General features: G+C 65.8%; 13 protein-coding genes and 2 pseudogenes. 8 read left to right on the top strand and 7 right to left on the bottom strand.

Annotated elements, in window-relative coordinates; translation table 11 throughout:
- Positions 1 to 252: 252 nt before the first annotated feature.
- Positions 253 to 1,575 (top strand): putative lipid II flippase FtsW, encoded by a 1,323-nt coding sequence (gene ftsW, locus AC1DES_RS16220; RefSeq protein ID WP_476896734.1) that lies wholly within the window; start codon positions 253 to 255, stop codon positions 1,573 to 1,575.
- Between the two features lie 539 nt (positions 1,576 to 2,114).
- Here ftsW and AC1DES_RS16225 read toward each other — a convergent pair.
- A complete protein-coding gene (locus tag AC1DES_RS16225) occupies positions 2,115 to 3,629 on the bottom strand; it encodes an LCP family protein (protein ID WP_476896735.1) in 1,515 nt (504 codons plus the stop codon).
- Between the two features lie 138 nt (positions 3,630 to 3,767).
- Here AC1DES_RS16225 and AC1DES_RS16230 point away from each other — a divergent pair, with 138 nt between their 5' ends.
- The 6 genes from AC1DES_RS16230 (at position 3,768) to AC1DES_RS16255 (ending at position 10,036) form a co-directional block, all read left to right on the top strand.
- The gene (locus tag AC1DES_RS16230) at positions 3,768 to 4,424 is read left to right on the top strand and encodes a DUF1345 domain-containing protein (RefSeq protein ID WP_476896736.1); all 657 of its coding nucleotides are present in this window, start codon (positions 3,768 to 3,770) and stop codon (positions 4,422 to 4,424) included.
- Between the two features lie 192 nt (positions 4,425 to 4,616).
- The gene (locus AC1DES_RS16235; RefSeq protein ID WP_476896737.1) at positions 4,617 to 5,528 is read left to right on the top strand and encodes an undecaprenyl-diphosphate phosphatase; all 912 of its coding nucleotides are present in this window, start codon (positions 4,617 to 4,619) and stop codon (positions 5,526 to 5,528) included.
- Positions 5,529 to 6,265: 737 nt separating this feature from the next.
- The gene (locus AC1DES_RS16240) at positions 6,266 to 7,858 is read left to right on the top strand and encodes a S53 family peptidase (protein ID WP_476896738.1); all 1,593 of its coding nucleotides are present in this window, start codon (positions 6,266 to 6,268) and stop codon (positions 7,856 to 7,858) included.
- 214 nt (positions 7,859 to 8,072) lie between these two features.
- Positions 8,073 to 8,303, top strand: a complete 231-nt coding sequence (locus AC1DES_RS16245; protein WP_476896747.1) for an AI-2E family transporter — start codon at positions 8,073 to 8,075, stop codon at positions 8,301 to 8,303.
- Between the two features lie 436 nt (positions 8,304 to 8,739).
- Positions 8,740 to 9,531 carry a polysaccharide lyase family protein gene (locus tag AC1DES_RS16250; protein ID WP_476896739.1) on the top strand — a complete coding sequence of 264 codons (792 nt, stop codon included), beginning with the start codon at positions 8,740 to 8,742 and terminating at the stop codon, positions 9,529 to 9,531.
- A 205-nt stretch (positions 9,532 to 9,736) separates the two neighbouring features.
- Positions 9,737 to 10,036, top strand: a complete 300-nt coding sequence (locus AC1DES_RS16255) for a hypothetical protein (RefSeq protein WP_476896740.1) — start codon at positions 9,737 to 9,739, stop codon at positions 10,034 to 10,036.
- Between the two features lie 104 nt (positions 10,037 to 10,140).
- Here AC1DES_RS16255 and AC1DES_RS16260 read toward each other — a convergent pair whose 3' ends face one another.
- Positions 10,141 to 11,853: an alkaline phosphatase family protein gene (locus AC1DES_RS16260; RefSeq protein WP_476896741.1), complete on the bottom strand. Its 1,713-nt coding sequence runs from the start codon at positions 11,851 to 11,853 to the stop codon at positions 10,141 to 10,143.
- 566 nt (positions 11,854 to 12,419) lie between these two features.
- Between AC1DES_RS16260 and AC1DES_RS16265 the strand changes: the two are divergent.
- A pseudogene (locus AC1DES_RS16265) lies at positions 12,420 to 13,623 on the top strand (IS110 family RNA-guided transposase).
- Between the two features lie 42 nt (positions 13,624 to 13,665).
- Here the strand turns inward: AC1DES_RS16265 and AC1DES_RS16270 are convergent.
- The 5 genes and pseudogenes from AC1DES_RS16270 to AC1DES_RS16290 all read right to left on the bottom strand — a co-directional run.
- Positions 13,666 to 14,235 (bottom strand): copper resistance CopC family protein, encoded by a 570-nt coding sequence (locus AC1DES_RS16270; RefSeq protein ID WP_476896742.1) that lies wholly within the window; start codon positions 14,233 to 14,235, stop codon positions 13,666 to 13,668.
- A 91-nt stretch (positions 14,236 to 14,326) separates the two neighbouring features.
- On the bottom strand, positions 14,327 to 15,061 hold the full coding sequence (locus AC1DES_RS16275; protein ID WP_476896743.1) for a YcnI family copper-binding membrane protein: 735 nt from the start codon (positions 15,059 to 15,061) through the stop codon (positions 14,327 to 14,329).
- Between the two features lie 139 nt (positions 15,062 to 15,200).
- The gene (locus AC1DES_RS16280; protein ID WP_476896744.1) at positions 15,201 to 15,743 is read right to left on the bottom strand and encodes a hypothetical protein; all 543 of its coding nucleotides are present in this window, start codon (positions 15,741 to 15,743) and stop codon (positions 15,201 to 15,203) included.
- Between the two features lie 159 nt (positions 15,744 to 15,902).
- A complete protein-coding gene (locus tag AC1DES_RS16285) occupies positions 15,903 to 16,838 on the bottom strand; it encodes a metal ABC transporter solute-binding protein, Zn/Mn family (protein ID WP_476896745.1) in 936 nt (311 codons plus the stop codon).
- A gap of 276 nt (positions 16,839 to 17,114) precedes the next feature.
- A pseudogene (locus AC1DES_RS16290) lies at positions 17,115 to 17,333 on the bottom strand (hypothetical protein); the annotation flags it as partial.

The following is a 17,333-nucleotide window of genomic DNA, read 5'->3' on the forward strand; positions in this document are numbered from 1 at the left end:
GCCGGCTGACTGCACGGCCAGCGGCCGGCGCCGGCTGACCGCACGGCCAGCGGCCGGCGCCGGCCTGGGGACGATCAGGAATTCCTACTTCCCTCCCGCGACCCGAACCGGGACAATCCCTCCGACACGGCCGCGCAATGCCTGTCATCGGCCGTCGATACGGACAAAGGACATATTGTTCTCGAGTGCTGGATGTCCGCGCAGCGGACCGGAGTGGGCACCAGAGCCCGACGGAACCCACGGAGCAAAACGATGACCACTGCAACGCCAAAGCCGCTGACACACCGAAACCTGCCAAAGCGCTCGTCGGGCCGAGTCAGAAGGTGGCTGGCGGACGAAACCACTGACCGGCAGCGGCCGGTCATCTTGGCTGTTGTCCTGACCCTGGCGGCGATCGGCCTGGTCGAAGTAGCCTCGGCATCGTCGGTCGAGTCCGTCGCCTCCGGGGTCAACCCGTATGACCTGCCCCTGAAGCAGGGCATGTGGACCCTCACCGGTGTCGTCATCATGCTGGGCCTGGCCGGGTTACCGGTCCGGCTTATCCGGAAGATGGCCTGGCCAATGCTCATCGCCGCCACCATCGCCTTGACTCTGGTCTTCACGCCCCTGGGCATGACGGTGAACGGCAACAGGAACTGGCTGAACGTCGGCGGGTTCACAGCCCAGCCCTCCGAATTCGCCAAACTCGCGCTTATCGTCTGGGCCGCATCGGTCCTGAACCGGAAGCAGAAACTTCTGGTCCAGTGGAAGCACGCGGTCATCCCCGTGCTGCCCGTGGGCGCGGTCATCATGGCCTTCGTCGCCCTGGGCCATGACCTGGGCACGACCATAATCATCATGATCATTCTCGCCGCCACCCTGTTCTACGGCGGTGTTCCGATGAAAGTCATCGGGGTCGCCTCGCTGGCTTCCGCCGTGGCGGCACTGGTCCTGGCAGCAACCAGCGGCAACCGCATGGGCCGGATCTCTTCCTGGCTCGGCGCGGGGTCCACGGAAGATTCCCAAGGACTGGGTTACCAGGCCCTGAACGGCCAATACGCGCTGGCCTCCGGCAGTTGGTTCGGGGCCGGTCTCGGGCAGAGCAGGGAGAAATGGAACTGGATTCCCGAAGCCCACAACGACTTTATCTTCACGATCCTGGGCGAGGAAATGGGCCTTGCCGGCACCCTGCTGGTCCTCGGGCTGTTCGCTATCCTGGCCGTCGCCATCTTCAAAACCATAGCCCGCACCCGGGATGCTTTCTCCCGCGTCCTTGTCTGCAGCGTCATCACCTGGATCATCGGACAGGCCGTGATCAACATCGCCATGGTCAGCGGACTGCTTCCGGTCATCGGCGTCCCGCTGCCGTTCATCTCCTACGGCGGCTCGGCCATGGTCTCCTCATTGGCAGGCATCGGCATGATCCTCGCCGTCACCCGCACCAACCCGAATCCCGAAGACGCCGAAGCGTCCAGGCGCACGGCCGCGAAGCCGGCTAGCCCGCGGCCGGCCCGGGGATTCCGCGTCCCGGACCGGATCCGTCCACGCCTCCTCCCCGTCCTGCGGGGACCAGGTCCGTCGTCACGCAAGCCTTAGCCCCGGCAGTGAGCACGGGACCCTGCGCCAGGGAGAGTCCACGAAGGGCGAAGGCCAGGGTCACGACAGGATTCAGGTGCGCGTCGGAGACCGGGTCGAGGCACACGAAGACGGCGATGAGTTCATCATGCCGGCTCCGGCTGCGGCGACCCTTAGAAGGTAGGTGCCCAGAATCTCCCGGCGCAACCGGCGGGTGGCGTGGCCGGGCTTGTCGACGTCGAGGATCATGTGGCGGTCCTGGACGGAAAGTCCCGGATGGGTCCGTGACCCGGGCGCGTCCAGCGGTTCTTTCCTTCACGTAACCGACTGCGTGGGGTGCCTTCCGACTGGGAAGGCTTGCTTTGTGTGGCCATCGTCGCTTCCTTCGCATCCGCGGGGTTGAGGATGGCCCGCCCCGATCCGGCCATGCTACCCGCGCACGCGACGGGGGCACGGGCGGCCGTGGTAACCGCAATGAGCCCGGGGCCGCCGCCCATGCGGAGTGCCGGAGTCGCCCGTCAGCTGGCCGGGCGATATTCGGCATCAGGTGCGGAGGCGGCCTAGCCGCCCGTGTTGGCGGCCTGGCAGGTCTGGTCGTTGGCCGTCTGGGCAACCACATCGTTGGGCTTTTCAGCGGCCGGCGAGGGCTGGGTGCCGATCGCGAAATCCTGTCCCGCGTAAAGCTGAACGCCCTGGACGCCCGGAGCCGGCTGCACGCGCTCCGGGGGAAGTCCGAACATCGCGGCGACGTCAGCGGCGACGTCGGCGAAGCCGGGGCCGTAGTAGACGAACGTCTCGGGCCGCGGTTGCGCCTGGATCCGGGAAACGTTGGTGAAACCGGCCCCGGTCACGAGAGCGCCGATTTCGCTGCTCCTGCCGGGCACGTTAGTGCCGTTGGCGATGGTGACTGGCTGGAGGGCCTTGTCATAGCCGGGCTTCGCTGCCGTGGTGGACGGGTCCGTGGACGGGGGAGCCGCCGGGGCGGGCCGGCTGAGGTCGGCGCTGCGGCGGAGCATGGCGAATAGGTTGCCTGCCGCGGGTTGGTCGAGGCCGAGCCGGTTGGGATCCGAGGGTGCCGGTACGGTCGGTACGGTGATGAAGTTGACCTTGGCCGGGTCGATGTTCTTGAGCCGGTCGGCGAGGGTCAGCATCGTCGGAACCGAGGCGAGGCCGTCATCGACGGTCAGGTTCTTGGTCACGGTGTCGGCGATGGCCAGGACTTTCTGGGGGTTGCCGAGGGTACCGTCGGCCTTCAGCTTCCGGGTGAGGGAGGCCAGGAAGGATTGCTGGGCCTTGATCCGGCCCAGGTCTCCGCCATCTGCGAAGCCGTGGCGGGTGCGCAGAAAGGCCAGGGCCTGGTCGCCCTGGACCTGGGAGATGCCCTTTGGCAGACGGAGTCCGGATTCGGGGTCGGAGACGGCGGCGTTGACGCAGACGTCGACGCCGCCGACGGTGTTGGAGAGTTCCTTCACGGCATTGAAGTCAGCCATCATGAAGTGGTCCACTTCCAAACCGGTGAGCTTGTTCACTGTGTCCACGGCACAGCCGATGCCGGCGTCAGCCATCGCGCTGTTGATCATGACGTTTTGGCGGGCATCGTGTTGCTGGTTTGTGGTCCGGTCCTTGCATGCGGGAACGTCGACGAGGAGGTCCCGCGGGAAACTGATGACGTTGACGTGGTTGTTGTCGGCGGAGATGTCCAGCAGCATCATCACATCGGACTGACCGTACCCCGAAGACTGGTCCGCGGTGCCGTATTGTCCGTTCTTCCCGCTCCTTGTGTCACTGCCCAGGACGAGGATCTGCAGACGGTCTTTGCTGTCATCGACAGGCCCTTCGGTCCGGAGGCCGCCGGCTCCGAGGGCGGAGGTGGTGATGTTCGACTGGAGGCGCCAGAGCCAGTACCCACCGAAAGCGAGGACTCCCAGCAGCAGCAGTGCGGCGGCGATGCCGGTGATCTTGAGCCAGAGCGGCCGCCGCCGGCCCGGGTGGTTGCGGCTGCTCTCAACCAGGGTGCCATGACCTGGATAGGGGACGGGGGCGCCGGAATCCGGGCCGGGCAAATCGTGACGCAATGTGGCTACCTCTCCGGGGGCATTCGGACCCGCCCATGATACTGACTGTTGCTGGGAACCCCTTTCAGACGCGTCGGTGAAGTTGAGCGACACACCGATTGCGGACGTTCTGCCACCCCGGGATGTCATGATCGGCCGATGAGCATTTCAACTTTCAGCACCCCTGTCCACCGTTCAGGCGTGCGGCTGGCCGCTATGGCCGCCGTCGGGCTGGCCGTCGCCGTGGCCGTCGGGAATCTGGGGTCCTGGGCCTACGCCCCGGCGCTCGGGTGGGCGGCCGCGTCGCTGACCTACCTGATCTGGGTATGGTCAGTGATCGGGCGTCTGGACGCCGCGGGCACCGCCGCCCACGCCCGCGCCCGCGGTGAGGATCCGGGCCGGGTCGTCTCGGACGTGCTGGTGCTGGCGGCGACGGCAGGGAGCTTCGGGGGTGTCGCCTTAATCCTGCTGGAAGCAGGATCCACCCAGGGCGGCCTGAAGGCGGCCATCATCGCCCTGGCACTGGGTAGCGTCACGCTGTCATGGCTGTTGGTGCAGACTCTCTTCACGCTCCGCTACGCCACCGTCTACTACCGGGAAAACGAGGGGGTGGACTTCAACGAAAAGAAGCCGCCGCGTTACGGGGACTTCGCCTACCTTTCGTTCACCATCGGCATGACCTTCCAGGTCTCGGACACCGACCTGACAACCGACGCGATCCGTTACACCGCCCTCCGTCACGCGCTCCTGTCCTACGTCCTTGGCGCCATCGTCCTGGCCACCGTCATCAACCTCGTCTCGGGCCTCGTCCACTGACGCACCCAACCGGTCTCGCCGCGGCAAAGAACTCGGCGGGGGCTGTTCCGGTGTGACCCTGCAAGGCAGCGGACCCCCGGCGCGTAGATTTCACGCCGCGGCGGCTGGCGACAACATCGGCGGTTCGCGGAGGTCAGGGATGACCTCCAACACCGTTTCTTGGCGGCCACCGGACCCGGATAAGCTCGCGGAATGATAACTATGATCCAGGCTGCCGTTCTTGGCCTTCTCCAGGGCCTTACCGAGCTCTTTCCCATTTCCAGCCTCGGCCACAGCGTCATTCTTCCGAAGCTGCTCGGGTGGAACCTGGACCAGAACTCGCCCTCGTTTCTGACCTTCCTCATTGCCACACACCTGGCCACCGCCATCGTGCTGTTCATCTTCTTCCTCAAAGACTGGATCGAAATCTTCAAGGGACTGGTCCGATCCTTCAGGGACCGGAAGGTCAGCCCCTCCGACACCTACGCGAAACTCGGCTGGCTGCTCATCATCGGAACTATTCCCGCGGGCATCCTAGGCCTGGTCCTGGAGAAACCCATCCGTGCACTGTTCGCCTCCCCGTTGATCGCGGCCGCCTTCCTGATCCTCAACGGGCTGGTCCTGTTCGCCGCAGAACGCCTCCGGCGGCGCGAACGGCCGCGCGCCGGAACACATTCCGCCCAGGGACAGGATCCGGCAGGCTCCGCCGCGGACGGTCCTGGTTCGGATGCCCGGATCGCCACGACTCTTTCCTGGAAACAGGCGCTGGGCATTGGTGCGGCGCAGGCCGCGGCCCTCGTGCCCGGTATTTCCAGGTCCGGTTCGTCCATGGTCGGAGGCCTGCTTTCAGGACTGAATAACGAAAACGCCGCCCGCTTCAGTTTCCTGCTCGCCACCCCCATCATCGGGGCTGCCGCCGTGCTCAAACTCCCGGAGCTGCTCAGCCCTGCAATGGCCGACGAGCGTCCCGCCTACCTTGTCGGTGCCCTCTGCTCCGCAGTCGCCGCATGGTTCGCCACAAAATTCCTGCTCAGGTTCTTCGAATCCAGGACACTGACACCGTTCGCCATCTACTGTGTGGCCGGCGGCGCCATTTACTTCGTGGCCATGCTCATTATCGGTTAGGGCTAACGCGAGGACAGCTATCCGTCCCTGAGGGAACTGGTCGGAGGGCGGCCCGAGTTCCCGGCGTAGCCCGGGCTTTCTTCGGCCGGCCTTCCCAGCAAACCTTAAGGTTCAGCCCCTCATAATGGTCCGAAGCTCCGGTCAACCGCTATTTGGCCGGAGCTTCGCCAAATAAGTGGAGTATCGCGAGGCGCCGCATGAATCCCGACAACCGCGTATCACACGTGTAGATCGTTTCTGCTTCCCGGTTCGAGGGCGTAGCTGTGATGTATGTGGAACTTCCTTAGAGGCGAGTACGGTCAGGACGCCGGGGACAGCTTGGGAGTAGTCTCGTTGGTGACCGAGTAAACGCCCGGGTGATCCGGCCGAGGCAACGGGGATGTCATGGCGGACAGCAGAACTAAACGCGTTGTGGTGGTGCCCCAGAACGACCACACCACTGACAACTACTTTCGGGACGTGGCGCCCTACTGGCCAACGTTGTATCGGACTGGCCGATCCAGGGCAAACCGCCAACGTCGGCTCAGCCCCACAAGCGGCACGCTCACTACAGGTGGGCTCGTTACCCTTCCGTCCCGGCCCCCAACCCAGCCCGCTGCAGGAACCTCCCGCGGCTGCATCTGTCCCGGTGGCGCCGGTGATGCTGTGCGGCGGCGGGACACTCCTGCCGTCGAACGGTGTTCCCCTGACAAAAACGAAGCCCTGAACGATGATGGTCCAACGAACGGAGCACTTTCATGTCTGATCAGAACGCCACACCGAACAACGCCGGGGACAGTGTCCCGCTTGCCGGCTCGGAACGCCCGGCGGCTGCAAGGATCCAGGCCACGCATGGTCCCGTCGATCCTTCCCGCAGAATCGAGGTGACCGTGATCCTGCGCCGTCAGGAACCGCTGACGCAGATGCCCGCCGAACCGATGTCCCGGGACGAACTCGCGGCCCGCCACGGAGCCTCCTCCGGGGACCTGCGTCTTGCGACCGATACGTTTACGCGGCTCGGGGCGGACATCCTCGAAGCGGACCCGGCTTCCCGCCGGTTGCGGCTGGCGGGGACTGTGGAAGAGCTCAGCCGGATCTTCGGCACCAGCCTGGAGGAAGTAACCAGCAGCGGGCCCCACGGGCACGACATCACCCACCGGCACCGGACCGGGGGCCTGCAGATACCGGCTGAGCTTGACGGAATCGTCACGGCCGTCCTTGGCCTTGACGACCGACCCCAGGCGCGGGCGCAGTTCCATGCGATCCCGCTGGCCGCAGCCGGCACCAGCTACACCCCGCCGGAACTGGCCAGAATCTACAATTTCCCACCCGGCGCGGACGGCACCGGTCAGAGCGTGGCGATCTTAGAACTCGGCGGCGGCGTCGGTCAGGGGGACCTGGACGCCTATTTCCAAGGCCTGGGGATTGCCGGCCCAAAGGTGACCGCAGTGGGCGTCGACGGCGCGGCGAACCAGCCCGGGCAGGACCCCACGGGGGCAGACGGGGAAGTGCTGCTCGACATCGAAGTAGTCGGCGCTCTGGCACCGAAGGCGGACATAGTCGTCTACTTCGCGCCGAACACTGACGCAGGGTTCCTCGACGCGATCATCAACGCCTCCCATGCCGCACCGTCGCCGGCCTCGATCAGTATCAGCTGGGGCCAGAACGAGGACGCGTGGACCGCCCAGGCACGGACCGCGTTTGATCAGGCGCTCGCCGATGCCGCGGCGATGGGCGTGACAGTCACGGCTGCGGCAGGGGATAACGGCAGCGCCGACGCGGCCACGGACGGCAAAGACCATGCGGACTTTCCGGCCTCCAGCCCGCACGTACTGGCCTGCGGCGGCACCCGCCTCGACGCGGACCCGGCCACCGGAACGATCAGATCGGAAACCGTCTGGAATGACGGACCGAACTCAGCCACGGGTGGCGGCTACAGCGACACGTTCCCCGTCCCGGCCTGGCAGAGCGGTCTGACCGCCCACGTCCGCCACCACAGGCCGGTACCAAAGCCCACCCCCGGGGTCCATGGCCGCGGCGTCCCGGACGTCAGCGCCGTCGCCGACCCTCAGACCGGCTACAGGGTCAGGGTTGATGGCAAGGACATGGTCATCGGCGGCACGAGCGCCGTCGCCCCCCTCTGGGCGGCACTGATCGCCTTGTTCGCCCAGTCAACAGGCCGGCGGTTCGGCCAAATCCAGCCTCTGCTCTACAGCCGGACGGCCGGGTTCCACGACGTCACCACGGGAAACAACGGCACGTACCGGGCCGCGACCGGCTGGGATCCCTGCACCGGGCTCGGCAGTCCCGACGGGACAGCCCTGCTCGCGGCGATCAAATCCGGCGGCTAAGCCTGCAGCGGGGCATCGGCAAGCGGCGATCTCCACGCTCAAGAAACGCCGACCGCGCTTTCCTCCCCGGGGACGAGCTCATGGCGGGGAAGACCCCGTGCACGCCGGAGATCCCGGTCAGCTCGGACCCGCCGAGGTCGCCTGAGGCCCGGCACCGCAGAACCTGAAACAAGCAGAAACCAGGACTAACAGCCGGGCACAGGCAAGAGCCGGTCTGCAGCCGGTCCTGATGGGCAAGGTCCCCAGCATCCACGGCGCGGCCGTCCTGCTGGCCCTCGTGGCCGGAAACATGCTCGCCGGCGTCATTGGTGCCCTCCTCGCGGTCCCGGTCACCGCCCTAGGCTCGACGATCATCAAAACCGGGTCCGGCCGCGATACGGCGGAATCGACCGCAGAGGAGCCCGCCGCCGTCTGGCCTGCCGGGTTGTCTTCGGCAGACGCATGAAAGCTCCCAAAGCACCTCAGCTGCCCAACCAAGGCTTCGTTCTCGCTGTTTGCTTGGCGCTCCTCAGCCCTGTGGGGCCCAGTCCAGGCGAACAACTACCGGCTGTAAGTCCCCAGTTGCTTCTTCCCAAGATTTACTCCAGTTGCCGGGGCTTATTGTGTGAACATCATCGCTGTTGGGGCAACCCCGTTGGCACCGTCGTTCGACAGCACGGAGGCATTGCAGAACCAGGGCTCTCCATGGTGTCGAACAACAGAACGGGCGCGAAACGCGGAGTTGTCAGTTAACACCGACGTTGGAGGGCCGATCGATGAACCGGTTTTTTGGGCTTTGCCTCGCGGGCATCCTTGCTCTGACTTATCGCGGTCTCGCCGTGTCAACGTCCGGCACAGCGTCGGCTGCGGTTTTTACCTGCGCCAGCGTCTCTGCGGTGCCGGTGGATCCGTATCCCGGGGCGGTCGCCGTTGCGACGAACTTCGAGTCGGGAACCCTGACGGGATTCAACGTCTTCACGTCGGGGACAGGTACCGCAAACGTCTCATTGGCGTCGTCCCACTCACCGGCGTGCGGGGCCTTCCTGCACACCACCACCGACGCCGCCTCTGTCGCCAAAATGTCTGTTGGCCTGGCAGCGGGGACGGCCGAGGTCTACGCGGATGGCTGGTTCAATATTGCGGCCGAGGGCATCGCAGGGAGCGACGTTCCGTTCTTCCGCTTCTTTTCCGCCGGCTCCCGGATCGTCGATGTCCTCCGGAAAAACATCACCGGTGATGTCATGCTCCGCGCATTGTCACCCGAGGGGTACGCCTATGCCCCGTTGGCGCCCAACGTACGCCTCGGCACCTGGCATCATCTGGTGATGCACGTTGTCCCCGAGGGCCAGGCGACGGGAGTACAAATCTGGTGGGACGGGAAGTCCGCCTATGCGAACCACACCGTCAACGTCAGCGCGACCACGGTCGACATGGTCCAGCTCGGGTCCGAACACGACCGGCAGCGGGCGGACATCTACATCGATGACGTGATCATCAACAGCCGAACAGGGGCTCCGGCGCCGATACCAGGGTCCCTTCCGGCGCCCCTGAATTTTTCGGGGTGGCTGAACGACGTCTCCGGTGACAGCAACGAGGCTTTGACTGCCTGGGACGCCAGCGAGCCCGCCCTGGATGGTGGACTGGCTGGCGCCCCGCGCAAGGCAGGCAGTCAATGCCAGATCATGCGTTCCTGATTATCGGGCAAACGCCGTCGAGGCATTTTGTGTCTCCACACGGGGTATATCCAACCCTGAAATCGCGAATCCGATGGCCCTCGAATAGCTCAAGCACCCCCGGTTCTCCGCCGGCACTCACAGGTCCAGGACAGTTTTCGGACAGCACGATGCCAACAAGCCCGCCACTAGGCCGGCGGAGGGCACCGAACGTGACCACGCCGCCATGGACGCAGCGATAGCCAAGTCGCTGGGTACGACCCTGGGAATCGAGGAGGCGAAGGTCGCCACAGCCTTGACCGACATTCGTGCCGCAGAGCACGCGAAACGCGCGGCGGCGATGAAGACCAGGCTGGACAAGTCCGTGACGGTTGGCACGCTGACGCAGGCTGAAGCCGATGCCGTTACCGAGGCCTGGGAAAGAGGCGTGATCGGTGGTCGCTGGCATCGGCCACAGCATGGTCAGTACTGCGACATGACGCAACTTACTCCTCGGGGCGTCGTCCCCGGGGAGGGTCTTGCTTAGCCGACGTGACGGCGGGGACGTGGCCGCCAATCTCTGTGCGGGGGCGGTCCGCGTCAGGCTCTAAGGCCGTGAGCGACGCCCCTTCCGTCGGGGCGGTGGGTGGGTCAGTGCTGGGGGAGCGCTCTGGTTCCCTCGATCTGCACTGCTTGCAGTTTGTTCGGGTCGAGGCCGAGGGTTTTGAGGATTGTCGGGGCGATCTGCGTGGTTTCGACAGTGCTGGTCACGGTGCGGGCATTATCGTCCTTGCCGCCGGAGACGACGAGGGGCACGTCCCGGTCGTCAGCGGAGGCTCCGCCGTGTTCGGCGATTTTTGATTTACCGCCGGTGTAGACGACGCCGGTCCCTGCGATGCCCAGAATGTCGGGGTAGCGTGCGTCGCTGGTTTTCGTGCCGAAGTATCCGGCGACCTCGCTGCCTGCGTAGACCGTGCTGAGTCCCGAGGTTGCGACCGTCCGGGGGGCACTGTTGATGTCGCTGCCGGCGGCCGGGTGGGATGTGAGGTATTCCTTGGCGAACTGCGCTGCGGCCGGGGAGTGGTCGGAGAGCCAGAGTTGCATGATGTCGTCGTCGGTGGAGAATGCCACCAGGTCCGCCGACGCCGGGTGGGCGGCCTTCCAGGCCGCATTGAGGCCGTCGATGATCGTACTGTCCGGAACCCTGGTGAGCTGGTTCGGGTCCATCGGTGACTGTCCGTGTTTCGCCGAGAGGATGATGGTCGTGTCCTCGGCGTGCCCGGAGGCCGACAAGGCCGACTCCAGCTTACCGACGGAGGAATCCACGTAATCCAGGGCCTTGCTCAGCAGGGGCCCGGGCACGCCGCCGCCGCTAAGGTAGCCGCCCGGGAGTCCGTCTGATGTCGGCAGCTTCTGGGCGGTGGAGACGGACTGGAAGTTCATGCCGAAGACTGCCGGCACGGCCGCGGCCTGTGTCCCGGAGTGGTCCTTCCCGCCGATTTCGTTCAGTACCGCCTGGACCTTGTAGCCGTCATACTGCTGGGTTGCGGCGTTATCCTGCGACCAGTCGCCGGTGAACGGTGCGGGTGCCTGACTGTTGATCTCGGGCGTGAAGAGATCATCCACTCCCTTGCCGGAGGGGCCGTTGAGGATTTCATACGCGGGGTGCTTGTCCGACCACGCGGTAGTCAGGCCCGCGCTTTTGGCAACTTCGAAGACCGTGTTGACCTTCAGGTACTGATGCGGGTAGAGGGGCTTGCACGTGGCGGGGTCCACGGGCAGGGCTGCCGGATTGAGCTGTGATACCGGCTGGCCGGTCATGTTCATGATGGTGGAGGGCAACCCGGTCAGGCCCTGTCCGGCGTCAAGCGCGTTCGGATTCCTGTCCGCGGCCTCGGTCAGGGCCACTTCGGTTCCGGGGACAGTGTTCTTGCAGTCGGTGGTGCCGGCGGGCAGGAGTGCCCGGTTGAACGTGTCGTCGTAGTAGATCCCGGTCGTTCCTGGATTGCCGCCGGTGAATTGTCCGACCATGCCGGGGAAGGAATCGGAGGGCACGGGAGTTTGTGCGTGGGTGTAACTTGTGCCGTGGTTCACCAGTGCGGCCAGCGCCGATTGCGGATGCGCCGCGACGTACCGGTCGAGGTCCTTCTGATGCAGGCCGTCCACCGAGAGCAGGAGGACGTGCTTGGCCACCTTGCCGTCCTGGCCCTCCTGGCCCTCCCGCTGGCTGGAAGCGTTGTCCCGGGGATCCTGGTTCGCGTGATGGCCGGCGTCGGCCATGGAGGGCGCGACGGCGGTGCCGCCCAGCAGGGCGGCACCGAGGAGCGCGGCAGCGGCCACGCCTGTGGTTCTTGCTGAAGTCATGGGATTAAGACCTTTCGGCGCAGCAGCGCCAGAGTGCGGATTTGTCCCCCTGAGTCTTATCCGTTCGGAAGCACGCACCGGCGTTTTCGGGGCATCCATGGAGAAGGTTCCCGAACCGTTAACCGGTTGGTCGCCGAACTCACGGTAACTTGCCAGCTTTCGGACTCGCGCAGCTCACCGGCCGCGATCGCCATGCGCGTCCGGCAGGCGACCCGGCTCCTCAAAAAGATGCGCTGTGTAGCGGCTAGGGTCCGGATGCGTTGTGGTATTCAGGTATCGGCAGGGACTATGGGGGTCAACGCGGGATGAGAGATTCACGGCAGCAGGACAGTTCACGAAGCGGCGCCGTGGCTGGCGTCCTGGAGGTCGTGGTGCCGATCCGGGGAGATGCTGCCGCATGTTTGGCCGGCGTCAAGGTACCGGAGATCACGGCCGGGTTCTGGGAGGCGAAGGTGCTCACGACGGGGATGGGCGAGAGCACGTCGGACGTTATGGTCCATCACATCGATCCGGCTGTTTGGCTGGGCCGGGGCGGGACCGGCCTGGCCGTTTCGCTTGAGGCTGTTTTGGAGAAACTCTGGGCCGGTATCGACGCCGGCAAAGCCCATCATCACTGCGTCGTGATCGACGCCGACGGAACACGGCTGCTCTCGCAGAAGTTCCCCGACGACGAACCCGCGCTGCTCGAACTCATCGCCAACGTCCTGAAACTCGGAGACGGCGACGAGGTCATCTGGGCAACGGACCAGAATCACGGCGGTCCGGCACTGCTGATCGCCATCCTTGTCGCCCACGGCCAGAGGATCCTCTACATCCGGGGCAGGATCGTCCACCACGCCTCCAAGCTCTACCGCGGCGAAGGCAAAACAGATGCGAAAGACGCCGCCGTGATCGCCGACCAGGCAAGGATGCGAAAGGACCTCCAACCGCTGCGGGCAGGGGATGAGATCAGCACTGGGCTGCGGCTCCTGACCGCCCGTCGTGCCGACAAATCCGCGGACAGGGTACGGGCGATCAACCGGCTGCAGGCCCAGCTGCTCGAATACTTCCCCGCTGGAGCGGGCCTTTGACTACAGCCGCTCCAAAGCCGCACTCATGCTGCGGAGTCAGTATCGGACCCCGGACGGGATCCGCCGCACCGGCCAGAAACGGCTGCACGCCTGGTTGAAGAAACAGGGTGCCCGCTCCTCCGCTTCCGTCGCCGCAGCAGCAGTCGAGGCCGCGAAATCCCAGTACACCTCGGTTCCGGCCCAGCACCTCGGAGAGCTGATCGTCGCCGCAATCGCACGGGAAATCCTGACCCTGAACGAGGAACTTGCAGAGCTCGATTTGCTGATCAGCGAGAAGGTCACCGAACACCGGCACACGCCGGCCCTGCTCAGCATGCGCGGCTTCGGGCCCGTCCTGGCCGCGGAATTCCTTGGCGCCACCGGCGGTGACCTCACGGTCTTCCAGTCCGCTGACCGGTTGGCCGGTGTGGTCGGACTGGCACCGGCCCCCAGGGACTCCGGACGGATCAGCGGAAATCACCACCGACCACGACGGTACGACCGGCGGCTCCTGCGCGTTTTCTACCTCTCCGGGCTCTCCGCACTGAAATCCTGTCCTACCTCTCGCCGCTATTACGATCGCAAACGCGCCGAAGGGAAGACCCACGTCCAGGCGATGCTCTCCCTCGCCCGGCGCCGGTTCAACGTCCTGTGGGCCATGCTCCGCGACGGCACCACCTTCACACCGGCGCAGCAGCAGGCGGCCCCATTGGCCGCCTGACGAGAAAGCGGGGAGGCCAAAGGGGCCGGAAGATTTCGCTGCTTAGCGGTTGGATTCCGGGCTGCGGAGCCGGCGCTTGATGAGGAATCCCGCCACGACCAACGCAATCACCAGGACGGCGGCTATCGCTCCCGCGGTGATCAGTTCGGTCTGGAGGCCCGCGCCGGTGCCTGCCGCGGCCGGCGCCGTTGACGGGGTCCCCGCGGCGGTGGGGCTTGCGGCGTCGACGGTGAACGTGAAGGTTCCTTCGATGGGGTGACCGTCGGAGGAAACGACCCGCCAGATGACCGTGTATTTGCCGTCCGGGGCGTCGGTTTTGACCGCCTGGGAGACATGGTTGTCGACGATGGCCACGGGCCCGTCGGCCTGGTCGGTGCCGGTGGAATCTTGAACGCGCACGACGGAGCCGATGGCAATCGGGGTGTGGTCGAAGGTCAGGCCGATCTTCGCGGGAACGGTGCGGACCGCGGAGCCGTTGGCCGGCTCTGTGGCCTCGAGGACATCGTGGGCCTGCGCGGCCGCGGCCGGGACCATCAGGAGCGCTGCGGTTGCCAGGATCAGGAGGCATCGGGCGAGCCGGCCTCCAGGACCGTGACGGAGTGTCGTCTTCATGGGCGGGTCCTTTCAGAGGGGGGAACCGCGGGGCTGTGGCGGGACGGAGGAGGTCCCGCCACAGCCCCGCGGGCGTTGTTACGTACCTGCGCTACTTGGCCGCTGTGCGGGTGCGCCGGCCGGCCAGGACCAGGCCCAGCGCGGCTGCGCCGAGGACGAATCCGGCAGCGCCCAGGACAACACCCCACACCGACGCGCCATCGCTGGAAGTCTCCGACGTCTGGGTCGCGGCCGCCGGGGACGCTGCGGCTGATGCTGTAGCGGGGGCGGTGCCGTCTTCAGCGGTGGTGGTGAAGGACGGGGCCGGGTGCATGGGCTCGGGCTGGCCCTCGGCGCTTTGCTCGTCCCAGTTCACGACGGTCCCGTCGGTGTAGGTCTGGGCCGCCTTCAGGATCACGGTCGTCCCCGCTGCCGGGAGTTTGCCCACGGAGAGTGAGAACGCCTGGTATTCGTTCTGCCCGAGCTGGTGCGTTGCGTCGGCGGTCCAGACCACGGAGCTCGGGGCCTTGGTGACCGTCGTCCCGGACACGGTGACCGGCTTGGGCAGGTCGCTGGTGATGACCTGGGCGCTCCAGCCCTCGACCGGTTTGACCGAGACCGAGGTGAACGGGGTGTCGGCGGGGAGCTTGACCTCGAGTTTGCTGGTCTTCGCGGTCGGGGATTCGTTCGGGACGTTGAACGTCAGGTGCGAGTAGCCGTTGGCTCCGGTGTCGTCCGGGTTAACCGTGACGTGGGCGGAGGCCGCGGTGGCGCCCAGGACGATCATCCCGGCCGACGCGGTGACGGCGGTAATGGTTTTGAGGGTACGACGGATTGAGGTTTTCATGATTAGCCTTCCAAAAATGGGTGCGCCAAAGCGCCGCTTGGGCGGCGGCGCAAGAGAGAGGAGAACACGGCTGAACTGCAGCGGAGCCCCTGCTTGTGGGCAGGGCCGGCGGGGTCAGCAGCGTAGGGTCAGGTGCCGCTCAGAGAACGGGCTGATTGGGCGGAGGCCCGCGCAGCGCGGGCAGCCTGAGGCTTCTCCACCGGGAAGGAACGGCGATGCGGTGCGGGGCTGGAAGGTGCGGCCAGTCAGGAATGACCACCGCCGTCAGGATCCGGACCAGGGGTCTCAGCCACGCGGTCAGTGCCCACACGGCGGCCTCACCGCGGGCCAGGACCAGGGCGGTGGTCAGCGTCGCTGCAGCGTGCAGGATCAGCATCAGCGCACCGGGCGCTGCTGCGTGCTCCGGCATCAAGGCCGCGGCCGAAGGGGGCACCGGTCCGGTGCCGTGCAGGTGCCCGGCGGGAACGGGAGTGAACCCTGTCGCCACCGACAGGGCATCGAAGGCCTCGTGCAGGACCAGCTCGCCGGCGCCCAGGAGGCCGGCCATCACCGGTGCGGTGATCCTGATTTTGGCCAGGATCGTCACCGGTGCGAGTACCAGGGCGACGAGCCCGGCGAAGATAGCCGGCTCCGGAAGGGAACCGCCAGCCAGCACATGGGCACCCACCGCCAGGGCAAACATAGCGGCGGTAAAGGCGACGGCTCGAGGGAAGCGCAACGGAGCTCTCATACCAATCCCCGCCCTTCCATTCGATGTTGCCGGTCTCCACTCTAGAGAAAGCCGGGCCAGACCCGGTAATTGACGCGGGACGTTCTAGGACCAGGTGTGATCGCCTCCGGGTCAGCCCTGCAGGGCTTTTTCGATGTGGTCGACGTTGGCGCTCATCCATTGCAGATAGGTCTGGCCTTCCGGGAGGGTTTCCGTGAACCCGATCACGGAGACGCCTGCGTTCGTGGCGGCGTCTTTGAGGGCCGTGGTCTGGGGACCTTCGGTCTGGTTGTTGTAGGCCAGGAATTTCACGGATTTGCCGGAGATCAGGTCAAGGGTGTCCTTCATGACAGAGACGGGGACGTCGTGACCGGCTTCGACGGCACGGCTGTATTCTGCGGGGGTTTTGTTGACGAGACCGGCGGCCTGGAGCAAGTAGAGGGGGACTGGCTCGGTGATGGCAACGCTGTCGCCGGTGTGGTGTGCTTTCAGGGCGGTGACGCGGTCTTTGAGCTTGGCGAGGCCGACTTTGAACCGTTCGGTGTTGGCGGTGTAGGTCGCGGTGTCGGCCGGGTCGATGCCGGCCAGGTCCTTGCAGACGGTCTCCGCGACCGCTGTCATGGTGTCGAAGTTGTACCAGAGGTGTTCGTTGAAATCCGGGGCCGTAGTGGGCTGCGGGGACAACCCGGAGAGCCTGGTGACGTCGATGAGCTGACGGTCACCGGAGGTGTCCGTGGCGAGAGTGCTGAAGAAATCGTCGTAGCCGCCGCCATTTTCGATCAGCAGCCGCGCCTTGGACACAGCCAGCTTGTCCTGCGTTGTGGCCTGGTAGGAATGCGGGTCCTGGCCGGTGGTGTGGATGATCGGGGTGACGTGTACCTTGTCTCCGCCGATCGCGTGGGCGATGTCCCCGTAGACGTCGGTGGACGTTACTACCTCCACGGTTGCGCCCGCAGCGGGTGCGGACCCTGTTCCTGCCGTGCCGCAACCGACCAGCACCAACACGGTTCCTGCCGCTACGGCAAGTACCGCCGCATGCCGTCCGTGGTGAAAAGCTCCTTCATGCATGGCAAAATCCCTATCGACGACTAATGAGAATCAATTGCAGTAACCGTACAGGCAATCACTCACTGCTGGACACTGTGACGGCAGCCTCCCATGGCTGCGGCGCGGGCACTATCCAAACGACAGGGCGGTGCATGCTGCGGTGCGGTCCTCAATCGGGGCCCGCGCCGCATGCCGGGGATCGGTTAGCGGCTCTTCCGAGCAGGGTGGGGGCGTTCCACGCCCTCCCCGGCCCTGGCTTCAAGGGACCGGGATGGATGGCCCGGGGGTGGCGATCGGTTAATGAAACCCGGCGCCGGGGCCGTCCGCGAACGTATTGGTCTGGGAGGTGCGGTAGCTGATGGGGTGGGGGGCGTACGCGGGGCGGGGAGATTGCTCCGGCGTCTGCGCCGGAGCGGGCGTCGGGACTTCCTCAGGCTGCGGGGCCGGCGGGTTCGGCGGGACTGTTGGGCACGGGTAGTTATAGTCGAGGCCTCCGGCGGTGAATTGGGTCAGCGT

Source organism: Arthrobacter sp. 05T442 (assembly GCF_056395945.1).

Excerpts from the sequence above, each read along its gene's own strand:
- AC1DES_RS16270 (WP_476896742.1), bottom strand. The coding sequence starts at position 14,235 with ATGAAGACGACACTCCGTCACGGTCCTGGAGGCCGGCTCGCCCGATGC.
- AC1DES_RS16235 (WP_476896737.1), top strand. The coding sequence starts at position 4,617 with ATGATAACTATGATCCAGGCTGCCGTTCTTGGCCTTCTCCAGGGCCTT.
- AC1DES_RS16275 (WP_476896743.1), bottom strand. The coding sequence starts at position 15,061 with ATGAAAACCTCAATCCGTCGTACCCTCAAAACCATTACCGCCGTCACC.
- AC1DES_RS16280 (WP_476896744.1), bottom strand. The coding sequence starts at position 15,743 with ATGTTTGCCCTGGCGGTGGGTGCCCATGTGCTGGCTGGCGGTTCCCTT.
- AC1DES_RS16230 (WP_476896736.1), top strand. The coding sequence starts at position 3,768 with ATGAGCATTTCAACTTTCAGCACCCCTGTCCACCGTTCAGGCGTGCGG.
- AC1DES_RS16260 (WP_476896741.1), bottom strand. The coding sequence starts at position 11,853 with ATGACTTCAGCAAGAACCACAGGCGTGGCCGCTGCCGCGCTCCTCGGT.
- AC1DES_RS16255 (WP_476896740.1), top strand. The coding sequence starts at position 9,737 with ATGGACGCAGCGATAGCCAAGTCGCTGGGTACGACCCTGGGAATCGAG.
- ftsW (WP_476896734.1), top strand. The coding sequence starts at position 253 with ATGACCACTGCAACGCCAAAGCCGCTGACACACCGAAACCTGCCAAAG.
- AC1DES_RS16285 (WP_476896745.1), bottom strand. The coding sequence starts at position 16,838 with ATGCATGAAGGAGCTTTTCACCACGGACGGCATGCGGCGGTACTTGCC.
- AC1DES_RS16240 (WP_476896738.1), top strand. The coding sequence starts at position 6,266 with ATGTCTGATCAGAACGCCACACCGAACAACGCCGGGGACAGTGTCCCG.